The sequence below is a fragment of the Saccharibacillus alkalitolerans genome, from assembly GCF_011090185.1.
Taxonomy (GTDB): Bacteria; Bacillota; Bacilli; order Paenibacillales; family Paenibacillaceae; genus Saccharibacillus; species Saccharibacillus alkalitolerans.
Genome location: NZ_JAAFGS010000004.1, coordinates 218,533 through 234,375 on the forward strand (window position 1 = coordinate 218,533; position 15,843 = coordinate 234,375).

Consider the following 15,843-nt stretch of genomic DNA (forward strand, 5'->3'; position numbering starts at 1 on the left):
CCCGGATTCTATTCCGGGGCTTTTTGGCTTGCGGGAGCGGAGAAGCGGCCGTCTCCGGGATGAGGGAGACGGTTACCCCGCCGAGCCCGTCGGCGAAGGGCTCAGCGGCGGCGTCCGCGTCCGCCGCCCTGGTCGGGGCCGCGGCTGCCGCTCCGCCCGCTGCCGCCGTTGCTGCGGCCGCCCTCGCTGCGGCCGGAACCGCTTTTGCTTCCGCGGCCGGAATCGCCGCGGTCGTAGCCGCCGCGGCCCGATTCGCCGCTGCGGCCTTCGCGGCCGCTTCCGGCGTAGCCGCCCTCGCTGCGCGAGCCGCGGCCCGTTCCGGTGCCGCGGGAACTGCCGCCGCGGCGGTTCGCCCCCGCGCCGTCGCGTCCGGCGCGATCTTCGCCGCCGGCTACGCGCCGAGTGCCGCGCGGGCCTTCGCCACGCGCGCTCTCGCGGCTGCCCGCTCCTTCGCCGCGGCGGCCCCGGCCGCCTTCCTGCGGTCGGCCGGCGCCGGCGCCGCGTCTCGCGCCGCCTTTGACGGATGCTTCGCGGCCTTGATCCGGCCGCCGCGTCGCGTCCGCGACCCGAACGATGCCGCCGTTCTGATACACGACGCGCTCCGGTCTTTGTCTCGTCGCCTGTTCGATCAGATCAAGCGTCCCGTGATCGCGCTGCGCGACGAACGTATACGCCCGACCTTTGTCCCCGGCGCGGCCCGTACGGCCGATCCGGTGAATGTAGCTGTCCGTATCCTGCGGGATATCGTAATTGAAGACGTGCGTGACGCCCTCGACGTCGAGACCGCGGGCGGCGACGTCCGTCGCGACCAGAATCTGCAGCCGGGCCTCCCGGAACGCGCGCATCACCTGTTCGCGCTTGTTCTGGGACAAATCGCCGTGCAGCTCGGCGGAGTTGTACCCTTCCGTCTGAAGATCTTCGTTCAGTTTGGAAGCGCGGCGCTTCGTCCGGCAGAATACGACCGCCAGATAAGGGTTCTCACGGTCGATAATGAATTTCAGCGCGGCGAACTTGCTGCGGTCCGTGCATTCCAGCGCGATCTGGCGAATATTGCGCGCCGGGACTTTTTCGGCCGGCGTGATGCTGATCTGTTCGGCGTCTCTCGTATAAGCGCCAGCCAGCTGCCGTACCGTATCGGGCAGCGTCGCCGAGAACAGCATCGTTTGGCGCGACGGCGGCGTCGCTTCGATAATCGACTGCACTTCCGTCAGGAAGCCCATGTGGAGCATCTGGTCGGCTTCGTCCAATACCAGCGTCTTCACGCGGCTCAGCTTCAGCGTCTCGCGGCGGATATGGTCGAGCAGCCGGCCCGGCGTTCCGATGACGAGATCGCAGCCGCTTTTCAGCTTGTGCAGCTGCGCTTCCACGTCCTGGCCGCCGTATACGGACAAGATTCGCATGTCCGGTCCCGCCATCTTGCGCGCCTCGACCGTAATTTGCAGCGCGAGCTCGCGCGTCGGCGCCACTACCAGAGCAGGCGGCAGCCCTGTACCTTCCGAGCGTCCGCCGTCGTGCCATTGGCGTCCCGCCGCGATCTTTTCCAGAATCGGCAGGATGAAGGCCAGCGTCTTGCCTGTGCCCGTCTGCGCCTGTACCATCAGATCGCGTCCTTCCAGCGCCAGCGGAAGCGAAGCTTCCTGTACGGGAGTCGGCACGGTAATCCCCTGCGCCTGCAAGCGTTCCAGCACCTCGGGAGCGATCCCCAAATCTTTAAATGTCGTCATAGTCATTATTCCTCCGTATGGGGACTGCTTCCGCGATGCTGGCATCCGCTTACGCGGATTCCAAAAGAAGGGGCACCCGTCGTTAACGGATACCCCCTTTCCGAAATCAATGGCCCGAAGGCGCGGAAAGTCCCGATTTTTCGATCGTTACGCGGCTCTCGTCGTTCAGTCCGCGAATTTCTGCTTGCTTGCCCAGCTTGTAATATTCGAACTTGACTCTCGATACCGCCGAAGCGGCCGAATGATCCCATACATGCGAATGCGAAAAGTCGATAACCACTTTATCCGGATCGGCTGCCGGCGTAAAGTAATCCACGAAATGCGAGGCCGTCCCGAAGAACATCTGCCCGCGAACCTCGTATACTTTTACCCCGCCGCTCATTTCCGAAGTCACTTTCAGCCGCGCGATTTTCCAACCGAAATGCAGCGTGCACAGCACGACGCCCACGCCTACGCCGATCGACAGATTGTCCGTGGCGACGACGATGCCCACCACGACCAGCATGACGACCGTATCGGCCAGCGGTATTTTGTTGATCCGGGTCAACGAGCTCCAATCGAAGGTCCCGATCGAAACCATGATCATGACTCCCACAAGCGCCGCCAACGGAATTTGACTGACGATATCGCCCAGCAGCAGCAGGATGACCAACAGGAACGCGCCCGCCGTAAAGGTGGACAGCCGGCCGCGGCCGCCCGACTTGATGTTGATGACGGACTGCCCGATCATCGCGCAGCCGGCCATGCCGCCGAAGAAGCCGGTCACGATATTGGCAATGCCTTGTCCGCGCGCTTCGACGTTTTTGTTGCTTTTCGTTTCCGTCATATCGTCCACGATCGTGGCCGTCAGCAGCGACTCCAGCAGGCCGACCATCGCCAGCGAGATCGACACGGGCAGAATGGTCATCAGCATGCTCCATGTGAGATCGATCTGCGGAATATGGAACAACGGCGGCGTACTGCCGAGCTCTCCCATCTGTCCGACCGTCTTCACATCCAGACCCAGCCATACCGCGATCAGCGACATGACGACGATCGCCACCAGCGGAGCCGGAACCGCCTTCGTGAAGCGAGGCAAAATATAAATGATCGCCAGCGTCCCGGCTATGATGGCGTACATGGCCGGACCCGCGCCGACAAACTGCGGCAGCTGGGCCATAAAAATAATGATCGCCAGCGCATTGACGAAGCCCGTCATTACGGGCTTCGGAATAAACGTAATGAACCTTCCGATTCCGAGTACGCCGAGCAGCACCTGAATAACCCCGGCCAGAACGCCGGCCGCGAGCAGATACTCCATCCCGTGATCGCGGTACAAACTTCCCATCAGCACCGCCATCGCTCCCGTCGCCGCCGAGATCATGCCGGCCCGTCCGCCGACGAACGCGATCACGATCGCAATGACGATGGAAGCGTGCAGGCCGACGATCGGATCGACACCCGCCACGATCGAGAATCCGATCGCTTCCGGAATAAGCGCGAGCGCCACCGTGATGCCGGACAGAATGTCGCCGCGCACGTTGCCGAACCACTGCTTTCTTAACTCCATAACCATCCTCTTTCCATGGACATTTGTAAAAAATGGCCCGTATGATGTTGTTGAGTTTTCCCCTCTCAGAAAAACCCGGGTCCGTTATAGTCAAGACCCTCATTATACAGAACGGAAAGAGATCCGGCCAGCAGAGCAAAACGGCAGAAAAAGGAGTCAGGAGGCCATTTTCGGCTCTTTTCGCCTCCCGTCACGCTTCATTCTGCCTTTTTTGAAAATTTACACATAAAATTTGTATTTTCACGATTTTCATTTGCGAAATCCGTCTAGAATCGGCCCGATTTAAAAATGGAGAACAGCAGCAGCATCACCATCAAGACGGCGACGACCAATCCCATCTCGATGATCGGATAATTCCAAATCACCGTCTCTTTGCCCGCGACCGCCGCCCCGATGACGAGGCCCGCCATCACGATGCAAAACCCCAACAGCACGATGCTGAAGGCCAGACGGTTGACCAACCGGTCCATTCCTTTGGAAGCCCGCCGCAGCTCGGGCATCTCCAGCTCGACCTTGACCCGGCCGCCGCTGATAAACGATGTCAGATGCCGCAGCCGATCCGGCAGCCCGGCAAGCGAATCGGTCAGGCCCAGCGCCCCGCTGACCGCCTTGCGGCCGAGACGCGCCGGACCGAGCTTCTCGCGCGCCAGCTTGCGGCCGAACGGCTCGGCGAGCGTCACGATGCTGAGCGTCGGATCGAGACGTTCGACCATGCCTTCGGTCGTCACCAACGCCTTGCCCAGCAGCAGCAGATCCGGCGGAATGCCGATGCCGTGCTGTCTGGCCGTCGTGAAAAAGTCGTTGACGACCTGCCCCAGGTTCACCTCGGAAAACGGCACATTATAGTAGCGCTCCCTCAGCCGGTCCAGATCCCGACGCAGCGCGAGCAGGTCGGTCTCTTCGGGCACCATGCCCATCCGGTTGATCGCCCGTACCATCGCCGGCGTATCCTGCCGCATCAGGGCGATCACGAGGGAAGCGAGGTACTCCCGCATGTCCGAACTCAGACGTCCGACCATGCCGAAATCGAGAAACGTGATCGAACCGTCTTTCATGATCAGCACGTTGCCCGGATGAGGATCCGCATGGAAAAAGCCGGCGATGAAAATCTGGTTCAGCACGGCGTTTACGATCAGCGAGGCGATGTTTTTGACATCATACCCTTTCTGTTCGAGCTGATCCCGATCGGCGGGCTTGATTCCTTCGACATAGCTCATCGTCAATACCCGTTCGGACGTATGATCCCAGAACACCTCGGGCACGTGAATATGTTTGTCCTGCTGAAATTGCTTGGCTATCCGCTCCATGTTGCGCGCTTCCGACGTATAGTCCAGCTCCGCTTCCATCGAACGCGAAAACTCTTCGACGAGCTGGGGCATTTGATAGCGGTTCACCCATTCCCACCGTTTCTCTCCGAGCGAGACCAGATCGTGCAGGATCTCAAGGTCCCGCATAACGAGTTTTTTGACGCCGGGACGCTGTACTTTGACCGCGACGCGGCGCCCGCCTTCGATCAGGCGCGCGCTATGTACCTGCCCGATCGAGGCGGCGGCGATCGGCTGCTCCGAAAACTCGCTCATCACGTTCTCGATCGGTCCTCCCAGCTCCAATTCGACAATGCGCCGGGCTTCTTCCGCCCCGAACGGAGGCACGTCGTCCTGCAGTTTCGCCAGTTCCTGGACGACGGAAGCCGGCAGCAGATCGGAGCGGGTGCTCGCCAGCTGACCCAATTTGATAAACGTCGGCCCGAGTTCCTCGAACACAAGCCGAATGCGCTCTCCCAGCGTTTTCGTTTCAGGCGCTTCGCGCCGAATCCAGCGAATGGGCAGACGTAGCACACGCGTCAGCCCCATCTCCTCGACCATATAGCCGAAGCCGTGCCGGATTAAAGCGACCGCGATTTCCCGGTAGCGGCCGGCATGGCGGATATGGACGGCCATCTTACTCCGCCGTCGTTTCCCCGGTAGTCCCCGGTCGGTAGTTGTTCGTTTCCGCGGCCGGGTCCGCCGTCGCTTCCGGCTTAGCGCCTTCGAGCTCCGCCACGCGCTGTTCCAGCACCGCAATGCGCTGTTCCAGGCTCACGACGTCGCTGCCGGCCGGCACGTCGAGTTCCTGCAGCACGCGGCGCACCTGCTCCTGAACCATGCCTTTGATCGCGGAACGTTCCTCTTCCCCGCGCTCGATCAGCCTGTTCACGACGGCTTTCGATTCGGACGGCGCGATTTCGCCTTTCTTTACCAGATCGTCGACGACTTTTTCCACTTTTTCCTTGCTTGCTACAGTCAGACCGATTCCCAGCGACAATGCCTTTTTCAACAGATCACTCATGAATGATTCCTCCGTTTTCAAATGGAATACGTTCGCTTGCCCCGTCTGCGTCAGGCCCGCGCGGCGGCGGTCCCCCGTCAGACGGTGTCTTCCGCCTGCGCGACTTCCCTGCTTTGCGCTTCTTCCCCGCGGGAAGCCGCGTAATACTTCGCCAATTCGACCATCATGCTGCCCATCCGCTCTTCCCTGGGCGCGATCACCCGGTCAATGCCTTCTTCGCGGATCGACTGGGCCGTCACCTTGCCGACCGCCACGGCTACCACTTCGTTGTCGAAGGAAGCGCGCAGCGCTTCTTCGAGGCCGCCGGCCGCGGCATGCTGAATCAGGAAACGTACCTGCGGCGCGCTCGTGAACGTCACGGCGTCGACCCGGCGTTCCAAAATGTCGTCCAGCAGCTGCTGGAGCTGTTCTTCCGGCGGCGCGATATGCCGGTAAGGCAGAACCGTGCGCACCGATGCTCCCCGCCCTTCCAGCCAGTCCACCAGCTTCGGAGCCGGGTCGCCATGCAGCTGGACGAGAACGCTGCCGCCGGCAAAGTCGTATTGCTCCATCTGCCGCAGCAGACCTTCGGTACTGCCGTCGTCGTCGCGCACGAGCGGAGCAAGCCCCCTCTTCTTCAACGCGTTCGCGGTCTTGTATCCGCGCGCCGCGATCTTGGACTGCGCCAACGTGTCCATGAAGGCCTCGCCCAATTCCATTTCCTGAGCCGCATTGATGAGCGCTTCTAAGCCCATGCCCGTCGTCAAGACGGACCATTCGGGCTTCAACCGAATCCATTCGGAGATCCCGCTCCCCAGCTCCGGTTCGTCCAGGAACACCGTTCCCTGCGCCGGACGAATCAGTGCCGTTCCTCCCATGTTCTGCACGATTTTGCTCAGTTCCTCCGCTTTGCGCGGTCCCGTAATCGCGATGCGTTTTCCTTCCAGCCTCTTCGCCAAGCGATTTGCCCCTTCCCCTATCCTTATATAGAAGGCTTCCCCTGCGGACGTCATCAACAACCGCTTAAAAACCGACGCTTTCCGCCTTCCGGCTGCTTTGCATTTATTTTCGCTTCCCCAGCGCAAAATTGCAACCGCCGCAGGCAAAACGCCCGAATCGCTTAAAGGAATCGACCCTCTCTTTTACCCTAAAAATACTTATATTCACTTTCGATCAAAATTACTATCATATCCTTCCCGACTCTTCCGATATATAATTTAACCCACAATTGAATTTTGCGCGTTATCCGCTTTCGAACGAGGCTTCCCCTTTCGGAACCGTTCCGGCCGCCCGTTTTCCTTCCTGTTTTTTCCTTGATAAAAGCGATTGACCTTTATTCATTTCTTCATGTATATTGTAAATTACTAGTATTAAAAGAATTATATGAGAAGCTTCGAATTTGAATGGATTTTAGCAACGCGAGCGAGGTGCAGACATGGAAACGACAATTACTCTCCGTTCGGAAATCGAAAAAGGCATCGCGGAACTCGGGATGAACTTTTCCAGCTTCGGCGAATTATCCGGCATCAACCGCGGCATCTTCAGCGCCATCCTCAACGGCAGCCCGCCGAAGCCGATCTCGCTGAATCAGATGGAGGCCATTACCCGCGCTTTCGGCAGGCCGGAAGGCTGGATGTTCGATCTTTATATTGAAGAATGTTTTTACGACGGGAAGCCTAACCGCCGCCGCGTCGAACCTTTCCTGATCCGCTGCGCCGAACTCGGACGAACGGACTGCATCCGCGAAGTGCTGTCCCGCCTGCTCGAAGATCTGAAGCATATCTCGATGATCTTCGACATCGCGGAGACTCTTTTCATGTCGGGAAAAATTCAGGAATCGCTGATTTTTTACGAATGCGTGGTCGAGAACGAAAAGTATCATCATTCCGAGCGGCTGGCGGTCAGCCACTACCGAATTTTCCGTGCCGCGATCGGCGAAGACAACGAACAGAATCTCCGCGCCGCGCTGAGGTTCGAACCGTTTTGCGGAAAGCTGCCGGAGCATCATCGCCTGGACGGGCTGCTTCAATTGACGAACGTGTATTATTCTCTTGAACGCTGGAAAACCACGGAACATTATGCGGATGAGTTGATCGAGTTTTCTCAAAGCGTCTATGAAAACGAAACTTTGAAAAGAAATAAAAATAAAAAGTACGAACCTTTAATGACGGAACGTCCGCTCGTAAAGTATTACGGTCAGGGATATTTAGTCAAAGGCGGGATGCTTGAAGCTCAAGGTCATTATAAAGAGGCCAAGCGTTTTATCGAACGGTATGCCGATCTAAGCTGGTTTGAGGGTCTGGACGAGGAAGGAAGGAACGAAGTAGACAAGTTCAAGCTTTTTGCGGAAGCCAACCTGTTCAATCTCGAAGTGTTGATGGGAAATTTTGAATACTTGGATAAGTACACAATTTTTTTGGAAGAACATCCTCAAGAAATCTTGCCCAGCCTTTTAACCATTATCGAGTCCGCGAATAAACACAATTTCTTCATCGACCAAGTGATCCACAAATTTTCCGCCTATATCGGTCATGAAGAAAACCCTCCCGAGATTGAGCAAAACTACTACGGATCGACCACCATTAATCGGATCTTGCCCAATCTTTTTTATGAGCTTTCCATCTACTACGTCAAAAAAGAAAATTATGCGACTGCCATTGATTATTCTTTACAAGCACTCGAAAAATCTATTAAAATACGCAATAAGAACGTATTTATGAAATGTGTTCCTTTTTTCGAAGAATTCAGAATATTTGCGACGTCCGAGCACAAAAAGAAGTATGAAGCGATTATGAAGGAGATGTATCAAAATGCGTAAGTCTATTGCAGGTACTATTTTGGTTTTCGCTGCGTCCTTTTTGCTCTTTGCTCTTCCGGTCAGCCCGGCCCACCTTGACGCGGACCTCGTCATCAAGCCGCTGGTTAACGGAATCGGAACCTAAGCGCGTATAAAAACGAACGGCCCTGCGTTTTCCATACGCAGGGCCGTTCGTTTTTATGCTTTCATAACCGGCTTGTGAAGGACTCATGCGGATAAAGCCGTTATCTTTGCTGCGCTAGCCCTAAAGCGGCGCCTTTTTCTAGGAAAGAGCATTAGCGGAACCGTCGGCTTCGGATTCAATCCGCTGCCGGCTTTTTTTGCGCTTATTTCTTCGGATTATCGCTTCCAATAGGCTTTGCGGCTCTTTAAAACGGCTCGGGATGTGCAAAATCCCGACAAGTTTTTTTCTGAACGCAGCACCGCAACGCAGGGAGATATTAAAGATATATCGCTATCGTTTCGCTATCGGCGTTTATAATAAATCAATTACAGCCCCTACCCAGCCGCGGGCTCAACCGGGCGCAAAGCGCTTTACCCGCTCCGCAGCCTGCGCCATTCGCCGGATTGGCCTTTCATATTTCTGACCGAGGTGTACGACATGATGACAACTTCCAACCCACTCCGCTCGGCCATCACCCAGAATATGTGGAAGCTGGGATACAATTTCGCCGTTTTATCCGAAAAATCGGACATTCACCGTGGGACGCTCAGCATGATTTTTGTCGGCGGAAATTCCCGGATCAGTCCGATGTCTTTCCACCATCTAACCAAAATTTCCAGAGCGCTCGAACTGCCGGAAGACGCCTTTTTCAATCTGTATGTCGATGAATGCTTCTTCTGCGGAAAGCCCAATTGGAGCCGGATCGAGCCTTTTCTTGAACGCTGCATCGAGATGGGGTATCCGGACTTTCTCGAAAAAGTGCTTCACAGGCTGAAAGGCGAACCCCGCTATCTGCCGCTGCTCTTTCAACTCGCGGAGCGGCAGCAAAAAGAAGAAACCAAACCGTTGACCGAACGTTTATATGAATATGTGCTCGCCCATAACAGGGACCGCCATTCGGACGAAAAGGCGATATGCCATTACCGCCTCTTCCTGTTCGAGCTGAGCGAGGACGAAGAGAACAATTTCAGGGCGCTGAACGCTTTTCTGCCTTACCGCGATAATCTGCCGTACGGATTGAAATTGGAGTCGCTGATCGTCATGGGAAACCTCTGCTACAACCGGATGGACACCGAAGCGCTGGAGAATGTGGCCGACGAGCTGATCGCGCTCTGTCTGCATCTGTTCGGCACGGAAGAGCATCCGCCTGACAAACCGTTCAAGCCCGACCGCAAGCTGGAACGGCCTGCGGCCGTTTATTACGGGCACGGTTACATGATGAAGCAGATCGCGCTTTCCGAAAGGAACGAGTATCAAGAAGCCGAAGCTTGTTCAAGCCTTTACGAAAGTCTCGGCTGGCTGGCCGGTTCGGAAGACGGCGCGGAAGAAGCCGTGTCGATGCTCCGACGCTTTGCCCATGCCAACCGTGTGGGATGCCGGCTGCTGGCGGGAGACCTTGACGCGCTGCCGGCATACATCCGGCTGCTGGAAGCTTATCCGAAGGAGACGGTATCCGGCCTGATCGTTCTTCTTAAGACGGCGACCCGCTGCGCGATTTCCGTCGATCCCTGGCTGCGCCGCTTCCCGCTCGATTTGCAGAAGTATTTGGATTTGCAGGACGACGCCGGCTCCAGGCAGCTCAGCCGCAACCGATTCGCCCGCCTGCTGTATCAGCTCGCTATCTACCACTTCAGCCGGGGACGGCTCGAAGAGTCGCTTCAGGCGGCTCTGCAGAGCTGCGAGCTGTCCCATCAATTGAACAATCACCGGATGTTCCGCCTGCTTTCCTCTCTCACGCTGATGTACAGCGGGCAGGCGGAACCGACCGAGCTCTGAGAGGTGCATCATGGAAAAATCGTTTAAACTCCGCTCCGCTATCGAAAAAGAAATGGCGAACCAGGGGTACAACTTCTCAACGCTGAGCGAAAAATCCGGCATAAACCGGGGCGTATTCAGCGCGATTTTGAACAGCACGCCGCCGAAACCCGTATCTTTTCACCAACTGGCCACCATCACCGAAGCGTTGAACATGCCGGCAGGCTGGTTGTTTGACGAATATGTGGGCGAATGCTTTTACGGCGACAAACCGAACCGGCGGCGGATCGAGCCTTTTTTGCTGGCCTGCTCCGAATTGGGCCGCACCGACCTGGTCCGCCAGGTGCTCAAGCGGCTGCTTGAAGATCTCAAGTACCTGCCGTTCGTGTTCGAGACGGCCGAGACGCTGTTCCTGGAAGGCAAGCTCGCCCAGTCCGCTCCGTTCTACGAAATTGTCGCCGAGCATGAAAAGCATCAGCATTCGGTTCGATTGTCCGTCAGCCAATATCGCCTGTTCCGCACGCGGCTGAGCGAAGACGGAGAAGAAAATCTCAAAGCGGCCGTCCAATTCGAGCCCTTCCGGCATCTGCTGCCCGGACGCTTGAAGCTTGACGCGCTGCTTCGTTTGAGCAATCTGTACTACGAACTGGGCAAGTACGCCGATATGGAAGTCATGGCGGGAGAGCTGTTCGATGCCGCTTCCGAATTGTACGAAGGCATTCGCTCGGGCCGAACCGTGCTTGAAGCTCCCGACGAACCGAAGGCGCTGCCGGCCAAGTCTCTCGTGTTTTACTACGCGAGCGCCCTGCTGCACAAGCAGCTGGCGCTGATCGAACAAGAACGTTTCGAAGAAGCCAAACCTTACGGGGAACGTTATGGCGATCTGAGCGGCTTCGAGGTCATGGACGACGACGGCCGGCAAGAAGTCGAAAGATTCAAAGTCTTCGCGCTCGGCAACGGTCTGGATCTTGAATTGATGCTCGGCAATTTCTCGATTCTGCCGCAGTATGCCGATTACATGGATCGCTATCCGGCCGAGACCCTTCTCTGCCTCGTCAATCTTGTCAAAGCGGCAAACCGGCACGGCGCGGACATCGACGACATACTGAGCGAGCGTTATATACCGATCGACGAATATTTCGAGCGGGTTCCCGAAAATTATTATCCGGAAGCGATCATCCGCAGCACGTTCGCCAGCTTGCATTATCATCTGGCGGTATACCATCATCGTCACGGAAGACGGACCGAATCGGCGGAGCATGTAAGAACCTGTTGGCAGTTGTCGCAGGAACTGAACAATCAGCAGCATTTCCGCCAGCTGGCTTCGCTCCTCTCCCTGCCGCCGCTTTTTGTGCAGAGCCAAGCAAGCGGTACGGGCGAAGCGGAGCGTTCATAAGCGAAAGTCCTCCAGCCGCCGAACGTACGATGGCACGCAAAAGCGCCGCGAAGCGGGAATACTCCCGTTTCGCGGCGCTTTTTACGGCTCCGGCTTTTTGCGATCTCCGTTATTCGGCCGAATCGGTCTCGATCCGAATGTCTTTGACGTACTGTTCCGGCTCGGTCACTTCAAGCGACTTTGCGAATACTTCCGCCACCGGTTCGATCGCGACCATCATGCTGCCGCTGAGGTTCTGCATCGAATAGCCGAGATCGATCGTCTTCGCGTTCGCTGCGTCCTCGCCCGTCTGAACGGTCATTTTCGAGCTTCCCTTGGTCAGCGCGGCAGTGATGTCGCCCTTGCGCAGCTTGACGACGCTTGTGCCGTCGAAGCCGAATTCGGCGCCGAGCGCCGCGGCCAGTTCCTTGATTGGCACGAGAATCCGGCCTTCCCGCACCTGGGCCGGCACGCTGAATTCGACCTCCTCGCCGTCGACATAGACGAACAGACTGAACGCCCCGCTCTCCATATCGACCGCCAGATGCGCTAGCTGGCTCTCCAGCTCTTCGTTGAACTTGTCCACGTTGTCGGCGGTCACGAGGTTTTTGCCTTTCGCGATCTCGCGGATAATCAGCTCGTTGATCGCCTGGCTGTGGTGCGACAGATCTTTATATTGGGCCAGATCGTAAGTGATCGACGTATCTTCCTGGAAGTCGTACACTTTCACGTTCGGATACTTGCTGAACTGATCGAACATGTATTTTTTCATCGCGTATTGATTCTCGGCCCGAACCGGATTCGTCTCCGCCCAGACCTGCTGACGCAGAATCGTATAAGGCGGGTAGTAGAAGGTGAATTCCGTTTCCGGGTGCTCCTTGATCAGGCTCAGCACGTACTTGTCGAACACGGCTTTCACATTGTCGAGCGAAAACTCGTTTTTGCCGTAATTTTGTTCCTTGATGCGGGCTTTCTCCCAAGTTTCAAGCACTTTTTCCTTGCTGTACTTGGCCGATTTGTCCCAGTTGCGCAGCGTATCGAGATTCCGGAACGCTCTGTATTCGTCCTCGGACGAAGTCAGCGCCCTCCAGGCATGCTTGATGTTGGAAATGTTGAACAAATACTCGTAGTCGTTGAACGGATTGTTGTCGTACATGTACATCGGCATATTTTCCGAGACGGCGTCGACATCCTGCCGCATCGCGAAATAATCGAGACCCCAGATGACTTTTTTGACCTGGCCGGTCCCGAGCGCGACCTTGCCGACGGCATGCTGTTCCATCGCCGTCGAACCCTCGATCGACAGCTTCATCACGCTGCCGCCCATGACTTCTTCCACGTAAGACGGTACGAAATTCTGCGTCATCGAGCTGCCGAGAATGATCGTGTCGTACTCGTAGCTGCGGGCCAGGCCCGCATTCTGATAACGTTCCTGCGACGAATACAGCGGCGCATAAAACGTCGACTTCCGGTACATTTGCAGCGGGTCGACCAGGTACATAAACAGGCCGACCAGCAGGGCAAACACGAGCGCGCTGGCCGTAAACTTAATCAAGAACTTGCGGTACCCCTTGTTATCCATAACCTTCCCCCATGATGAACCGAACCCTTATTTCAGAAATTGAAGTAGAGGAATTCGCTGATTTGGTTGAAATACAGAAGCGAGACGACGAACAGGGCGGCGGCGAACACCGCACGGCTCAGCGTCGGCTTGAAGCTCTCCGTCAATTGGATCGAGTTGCGTGCAAGCAGGGCGATCAGCAGGGCGATCACGACAAGCGGCAGACCCGAAGTCAGCAGGTCGGGCGGAATGATGACTCCGCTCATGCCGAACATTCCCTTCAGAATGCGCACCCCGTCCGACCAGTGCTGGGCGCGGAAAAAGACCCAGGCGATGTTGACGAAGTTGAACGTAATGAACCAGCCGACGAATTTGTTCATCTTGATGCCGGTCAGCTGCCAGAGGCGCTGGACAACCTGCGCGGCGCCGTGCAGCGCCCCCCAGATGATGAACGTCCAGCCCGCTCCGTGCCAGAAGCCGCCGATCAGGAAGGTCAGGAACAGATTGACGTAAGTCCGCGTCGTTCCTTTGCGATTGCCGCCGAGCGGAATGTAGATGTAATCTTTCAGGAAGCGGCTGAGCGTCATATGCCATCTCGCCCAGAAGTCCTTGATGCTGACGCCCTTGTACGGCGAGTTGAAGTTGATCGGCAGCTTGATGTTGAAGATCAGGCCGAGGCCGATCGCCATGTCCGAGTAGGCGCTGAAGTCGAAATAGAGCTGGCCGGTATAGGCGAGCGACGTCGTCCAGGCTTCCACGAAGTGCAGCGATTGGCCGCTGTCGAAGCCGGCCGTCGCGATCGGCGCCAACAGGTCGGCGATGACTACTTTCTTGAACAGGCCGATGCAGAAGATGAAAATGCCTCGCGAGATGTTATCCGCGCGGACCCGTTTGCCTTCCGGGTCGTCGAACTGCGGCATCATTTCCTTGTGGTGCAGGATCGGGCCGGCGATCAGGTGAGGGAAGAACGTCACGAACAGCACGTAGTTCGCGATATTGTATTCCCGCGCGTTGCCGCGGTAAGCGTCGACCAGATAAGCGAGCTGCGTGAACGTGAAGAAGCTGATGCCGAGCGGAAGCACGATATGTAGCAGCGATACGTCCTGTCCGAACAGTCCGTTATAGTTTTCGATAAAGAAGTCGGCGTATTTGTAGTAACCGAGCAGCGCGACGTCGCCGACGACGCCGAGGATCAACAGCCACTTGCCTTTATGATTGACCCCGTTCGAATTGATGTGGCCGAGACCGCGGCCGACTATGTAGTTGAACGCGATGGAGCCGAGGATGAGCGGCAGATAGCGGGTATCCTCGTAAGCATAGAAGAACAGCGAAGCAAGCGCCATCCAGATCTTGGCCGTGTTGTAAAGCTTGAACCGGTTCAGCAGAAAGTAACCGATGAACACGACCGGCAGATAAGCAAAAATGAATTCATAAGAATTGAAAAGCACGTCTTCCCTTCCTCTCTTCGTCCCGCGGGTCCGCCGGGAAGCGGGTACGCAGTGCTGCGATTGCGAGATTCACCTATTAAACAAGCTCAAAGCGCGGGCAAAAGCGCCTTGGAGACGCCGTTTCGGCACAACGTCCATTATAACCATTCGACGCCTGTCTAGGCAACGCAGTTGCGGGAAAATCAAGCGATTCTTCAAGTTCTTCCGACTTTGCGCGCAAAACGAAGCGGAGCCGAAAAAGCATGCCGGAAAAGGATTCCGGCATGCTCGGCAATTTTTATTGATAAAGTTGGGCCTGCGTCTCGATGACGGGAACCGTCACCCATTCCGGGACCTCCGGCGAACCGAATTCCGCGGCTTCCGAGAGCGGCATGCCGTTTTGTTCGGGCGAATAGGCGCCGGCCAGAACGTGCAGCGACCGATGCAGCAGCATCGCGTTGCTGACGATGAACAGCAGCGTGCCCGCGATCCGAACGCTCGTCAGGAAAAAGAAGCAGCCGATCAGGGATAAGGAGAGCGGGAGCAGCGCCCGAAGAGCGGAAACTTCCCGTTTACGGACCGCCGGAGCAAGTCGATGCGTCAAAGCGTACAGGCTGCCCGCGATGAACAAAAAAGTGCCTGGCGGCACATCGCGCATATAGAAAAAGCAGGAGCCGGCCAAACTCAGCAGCAGCGGCACGCTCTCGTTCAGCACGCCGACGCGCGATCCGCCTGCTCCGGAGACGAAGAGCCTAAGCAAAACCGCAGCGTTTCCGACCAAAAAGAGGATGCTGCCCGTCTCCATCTCGCCCGTCAAAAAAAGCAGGCTGCCGAGCAGATAAACGGCGTTCGCCGCCGCGTTATGCCACAAGTCCGTTCGGGCAAAATCCGGATCCGGTTCGGAACTTTGTTTGCGCCTTTCGGCCATCCGCGAGAAAAAATCGGGCCTGCGCTTTGCGGCGCGGTTCGTTTCCGAATATCGGTAAGTCGGTAAGTGATTCGGCTCGGTCGCCATCTGTCGTATCCCCAATGCATCATAATATTTACACTCAGATATATCGTATGATCGGGGCCGCCGGATAATAGCGATAAGCGTCGTTTTCAAATAAAATTTTTTTATGGTTTCCGCGACAAAAAGCGCCGGCCGCGCAAAACGCGACCGAC

Annotated in this window: 11 protein-coding genes; 3 read left to right on the forward strand and 8 right to left on the reverse strand. The window is 56.8% G+C overall.

The genetic code is table 11. The features are described from left to right. Positions 1-101: 101 nt before the first annotated feature. The 5 genes from GYN08_RS12865 to GYN08_RS12885 all read right to left on the reverse strand — a co-directional run bounded on the left by GYN08_RS12865 (position 102) and on the right by GYN08_RS12885 (position 6,539). Entirely contained in the window at positions 102-1,724 is a 1,623-nt protein-coding gene (locus GYN08_RS12865) for a DEAD/DEAH box helicase (protein ID WP_166274811.1), read from the reverse strand. Positions 1,725-1,830: 106 nt separating this feature from the next. Beyond that, positions 1,831-3,273, reverse strand: a complete 1,443-nt coding sequence (locus GYN08_RS12870) for a SulP family inorganic anion transporter (protein ID WP_166274813.1) — start codon at positions 3,271-3,273, stop codon at positions 1,831-1,833. Positions 3,274-3,539: 266 nt separating this feature from the next. Next, positions 3,540-5,213 (reverse strand): ABC1 kinase family protein, encoded by a 1,674-nt coding sequence (locus GYN08_RS12875; protein ID WP_166274815.1) that lies wholly within the window; start codon positions 5,211-5,213, stop codon positions 3,540-3,542. A 1-nt stretch (position 5,214) separates the two neighbouring features. Then, complete coding sequence (locus GYN08_RS12880; RefSeq protein ID WP_166274817.1) at positions 5,215-5,601, reverse strand: phasin family protein; 387 nt, start codon at positions 5,599-5,601, stop codon at positions 5,215-5,217. 77 nt (positions 5,602-5,678) lie between these two features. Continuing rightward, a complete protein-coding gene (locus GYN08_RS12885; protein WP_166274819.1) occupies positions 5,679-6,539 on the reverse strand; it encodes a uroporphyrinogen-III synthase in 861 nt (286 codons plus the stop codon). A gap of 632 nt (positions 6,540-7,171) precedes the next feature. On the opposite strand from GYN08_RS12885, the gene GYN08_RS12890 reads away from it, so the two are divergent. The 3 genes from GYN08_RS12890 to GYN08_RS12900 all read left to right on the forward strand — a co-directional run bounded on the left by GYN08_RS12890 (position 7,172) and on the right by GYN08_RS12900 (position 11,712). Then, positions 7,172-8,398: a DNA-binding protein gene (locus GYN08_RS12890; RefSeq protein WP_328802941.1), complete on the forward strand. Its 1,227-nt coding sequence runs from the start codon at positions 7,172-7,174 to the stop codon at positions 8,396-8,398. 601 nt (positions 8,399-8,999) lie between these two features. After that, positions 9,000-10,337, forward strand: coding sequence for a hypothetical protein (locus tag GYN08_RS12895; RefSeq protein WP_166274823.1), 1,338 nt, complete (start codon positions 9,000-9,002; stop codon positions 10,335-10,337). 10 nt (positions 10,338-10,347) lie between these two features. Beyond that, positions 10,348-11,712 (forward strand): helix-turn-helix domain-containing protein, encoded by a 1,365-nt coding sequence (locus GYN08_RS12900; protein ID WP_166274825.1) that lies wholly within the window; start codon positions 10,348-10,350, stop codon positions 11,710-11,712. A 109-nt stretch (positions 11,713-11,821) separates the two neighbouring features. Here the strand turns inward: GYN08_RS12900 and GYN08_RS12905 are convergent, their stop codons facing one another. From GYN08_RS12905 to GYN08_RS12915, 3 genes are all read right to left on the reverse strand, one after another. Continuing rightward, positions 11,822-13,273 (reverse strand): copper amine oxidase N-terminal domain-containing protein, encoded by a 1,452-nt coding sequence (locus GYN08_RS12905; RefSeq protein WP_166274827.1) that lies wholly within the window; start codon positions 13,271-13,273, stop codon positions 11,822-11,824. A gap of 32 nt (positions 13,274-13,305) precedes the next feature. After that, positions 13,306-14,700, reverse strand: a complete 1,395-nt coding sequence (locus GYN08_RS12910; RefSeq protein ID WP_166274829.1) for an MBOAT family O-acyltransferase — start codon at positions 14,698-14,700, stop codon at positions 13,306-13,308. Positions 14,701-14,977: 277 nt separating this feature from the next. Beyond that, complete coding sequence (locus GYN08_RS12915) at positions 14,978-15,694, reverse strand: hypothetical protein (RefSeq protein ID WP_166274831.1); 717 nt, start codon at positions 15,692-15,694, stop codon at positions 14,978-14,980. Positions 15,695-15,843 lie beyond the last annotated feature (149 nt).

What these genes read in the sequence shown, in the direction of transcription:
- GYN08_RS12905 (WP_166274827.1), bottom strand. Translation starts at nt 13,273, where the DNA reads ATGGATAACAAGGGGTACCGCAAGTTCTTGATTAAGTTTACGGCCAGC.
- GYN08_RS12870 (WP_166274813.1), bottom strand. Translation starts at nt 3,273, where the DNA reads ATGGAGTTAAGAAAGCAGTGGTTCGGCAACGTGCGCGGCGACATTCTG.
- GYN08_RS12880 (WP_166274817.1), bottom strand. Translation starts at nt 5,601, where the DNA reads ATGAGTGATCTGTTGAAAAAGGCATTGTCGCTGGGAATCGGTCTGACT.
- GYN08_RS12895 (WP_166274823.1), top strand. Translation starts at nt 9,000, where the DNA reads ATGATGACAACTTCCAACCCACTCCGCTCGGCCATCACCCAGAATATG.
- GYN08_RS12900 (WP_166274825.1), top strand. Translation starts at nt 10,348, where the DNA reads ATGGAAAAATCGTTTAAACTCCGCTCCGCTATCGAAAAAGAAATGGCG.
- GYN08_RS12865 (WP_166274811.1), bottom strand. Translation starts at nt 1,724, where the DNA reads ATGACGACATTTAAAGATTTGGGGATCGCTCCCGAGGTGCTGGAACGC.
- GYN08_RS12890 (WP_328802941.1), top strand. Translation starts at nt 7,172, where the DNA reads ATGGAGGCCATTACCCGCGCTTTCGGCAGGCCGGAAGGCTGGATGTTC.
- GYN08_RS12875 (WP_166274815.1), bottom strand. Translation starts at nt 5,213, where the DNA reads ATGGCCGTCCATATCCGCCATGCCGGCCGCTACCGGGAAATCGCGGTC.
- GYN08_RS12915 (WP_166274831.1), bottom strand. Translation starts at nt 15,694, where the DNA reads ATGGCGACCGAGCCGAATCACTTACCGACTTACCGATATTCGGAAACG.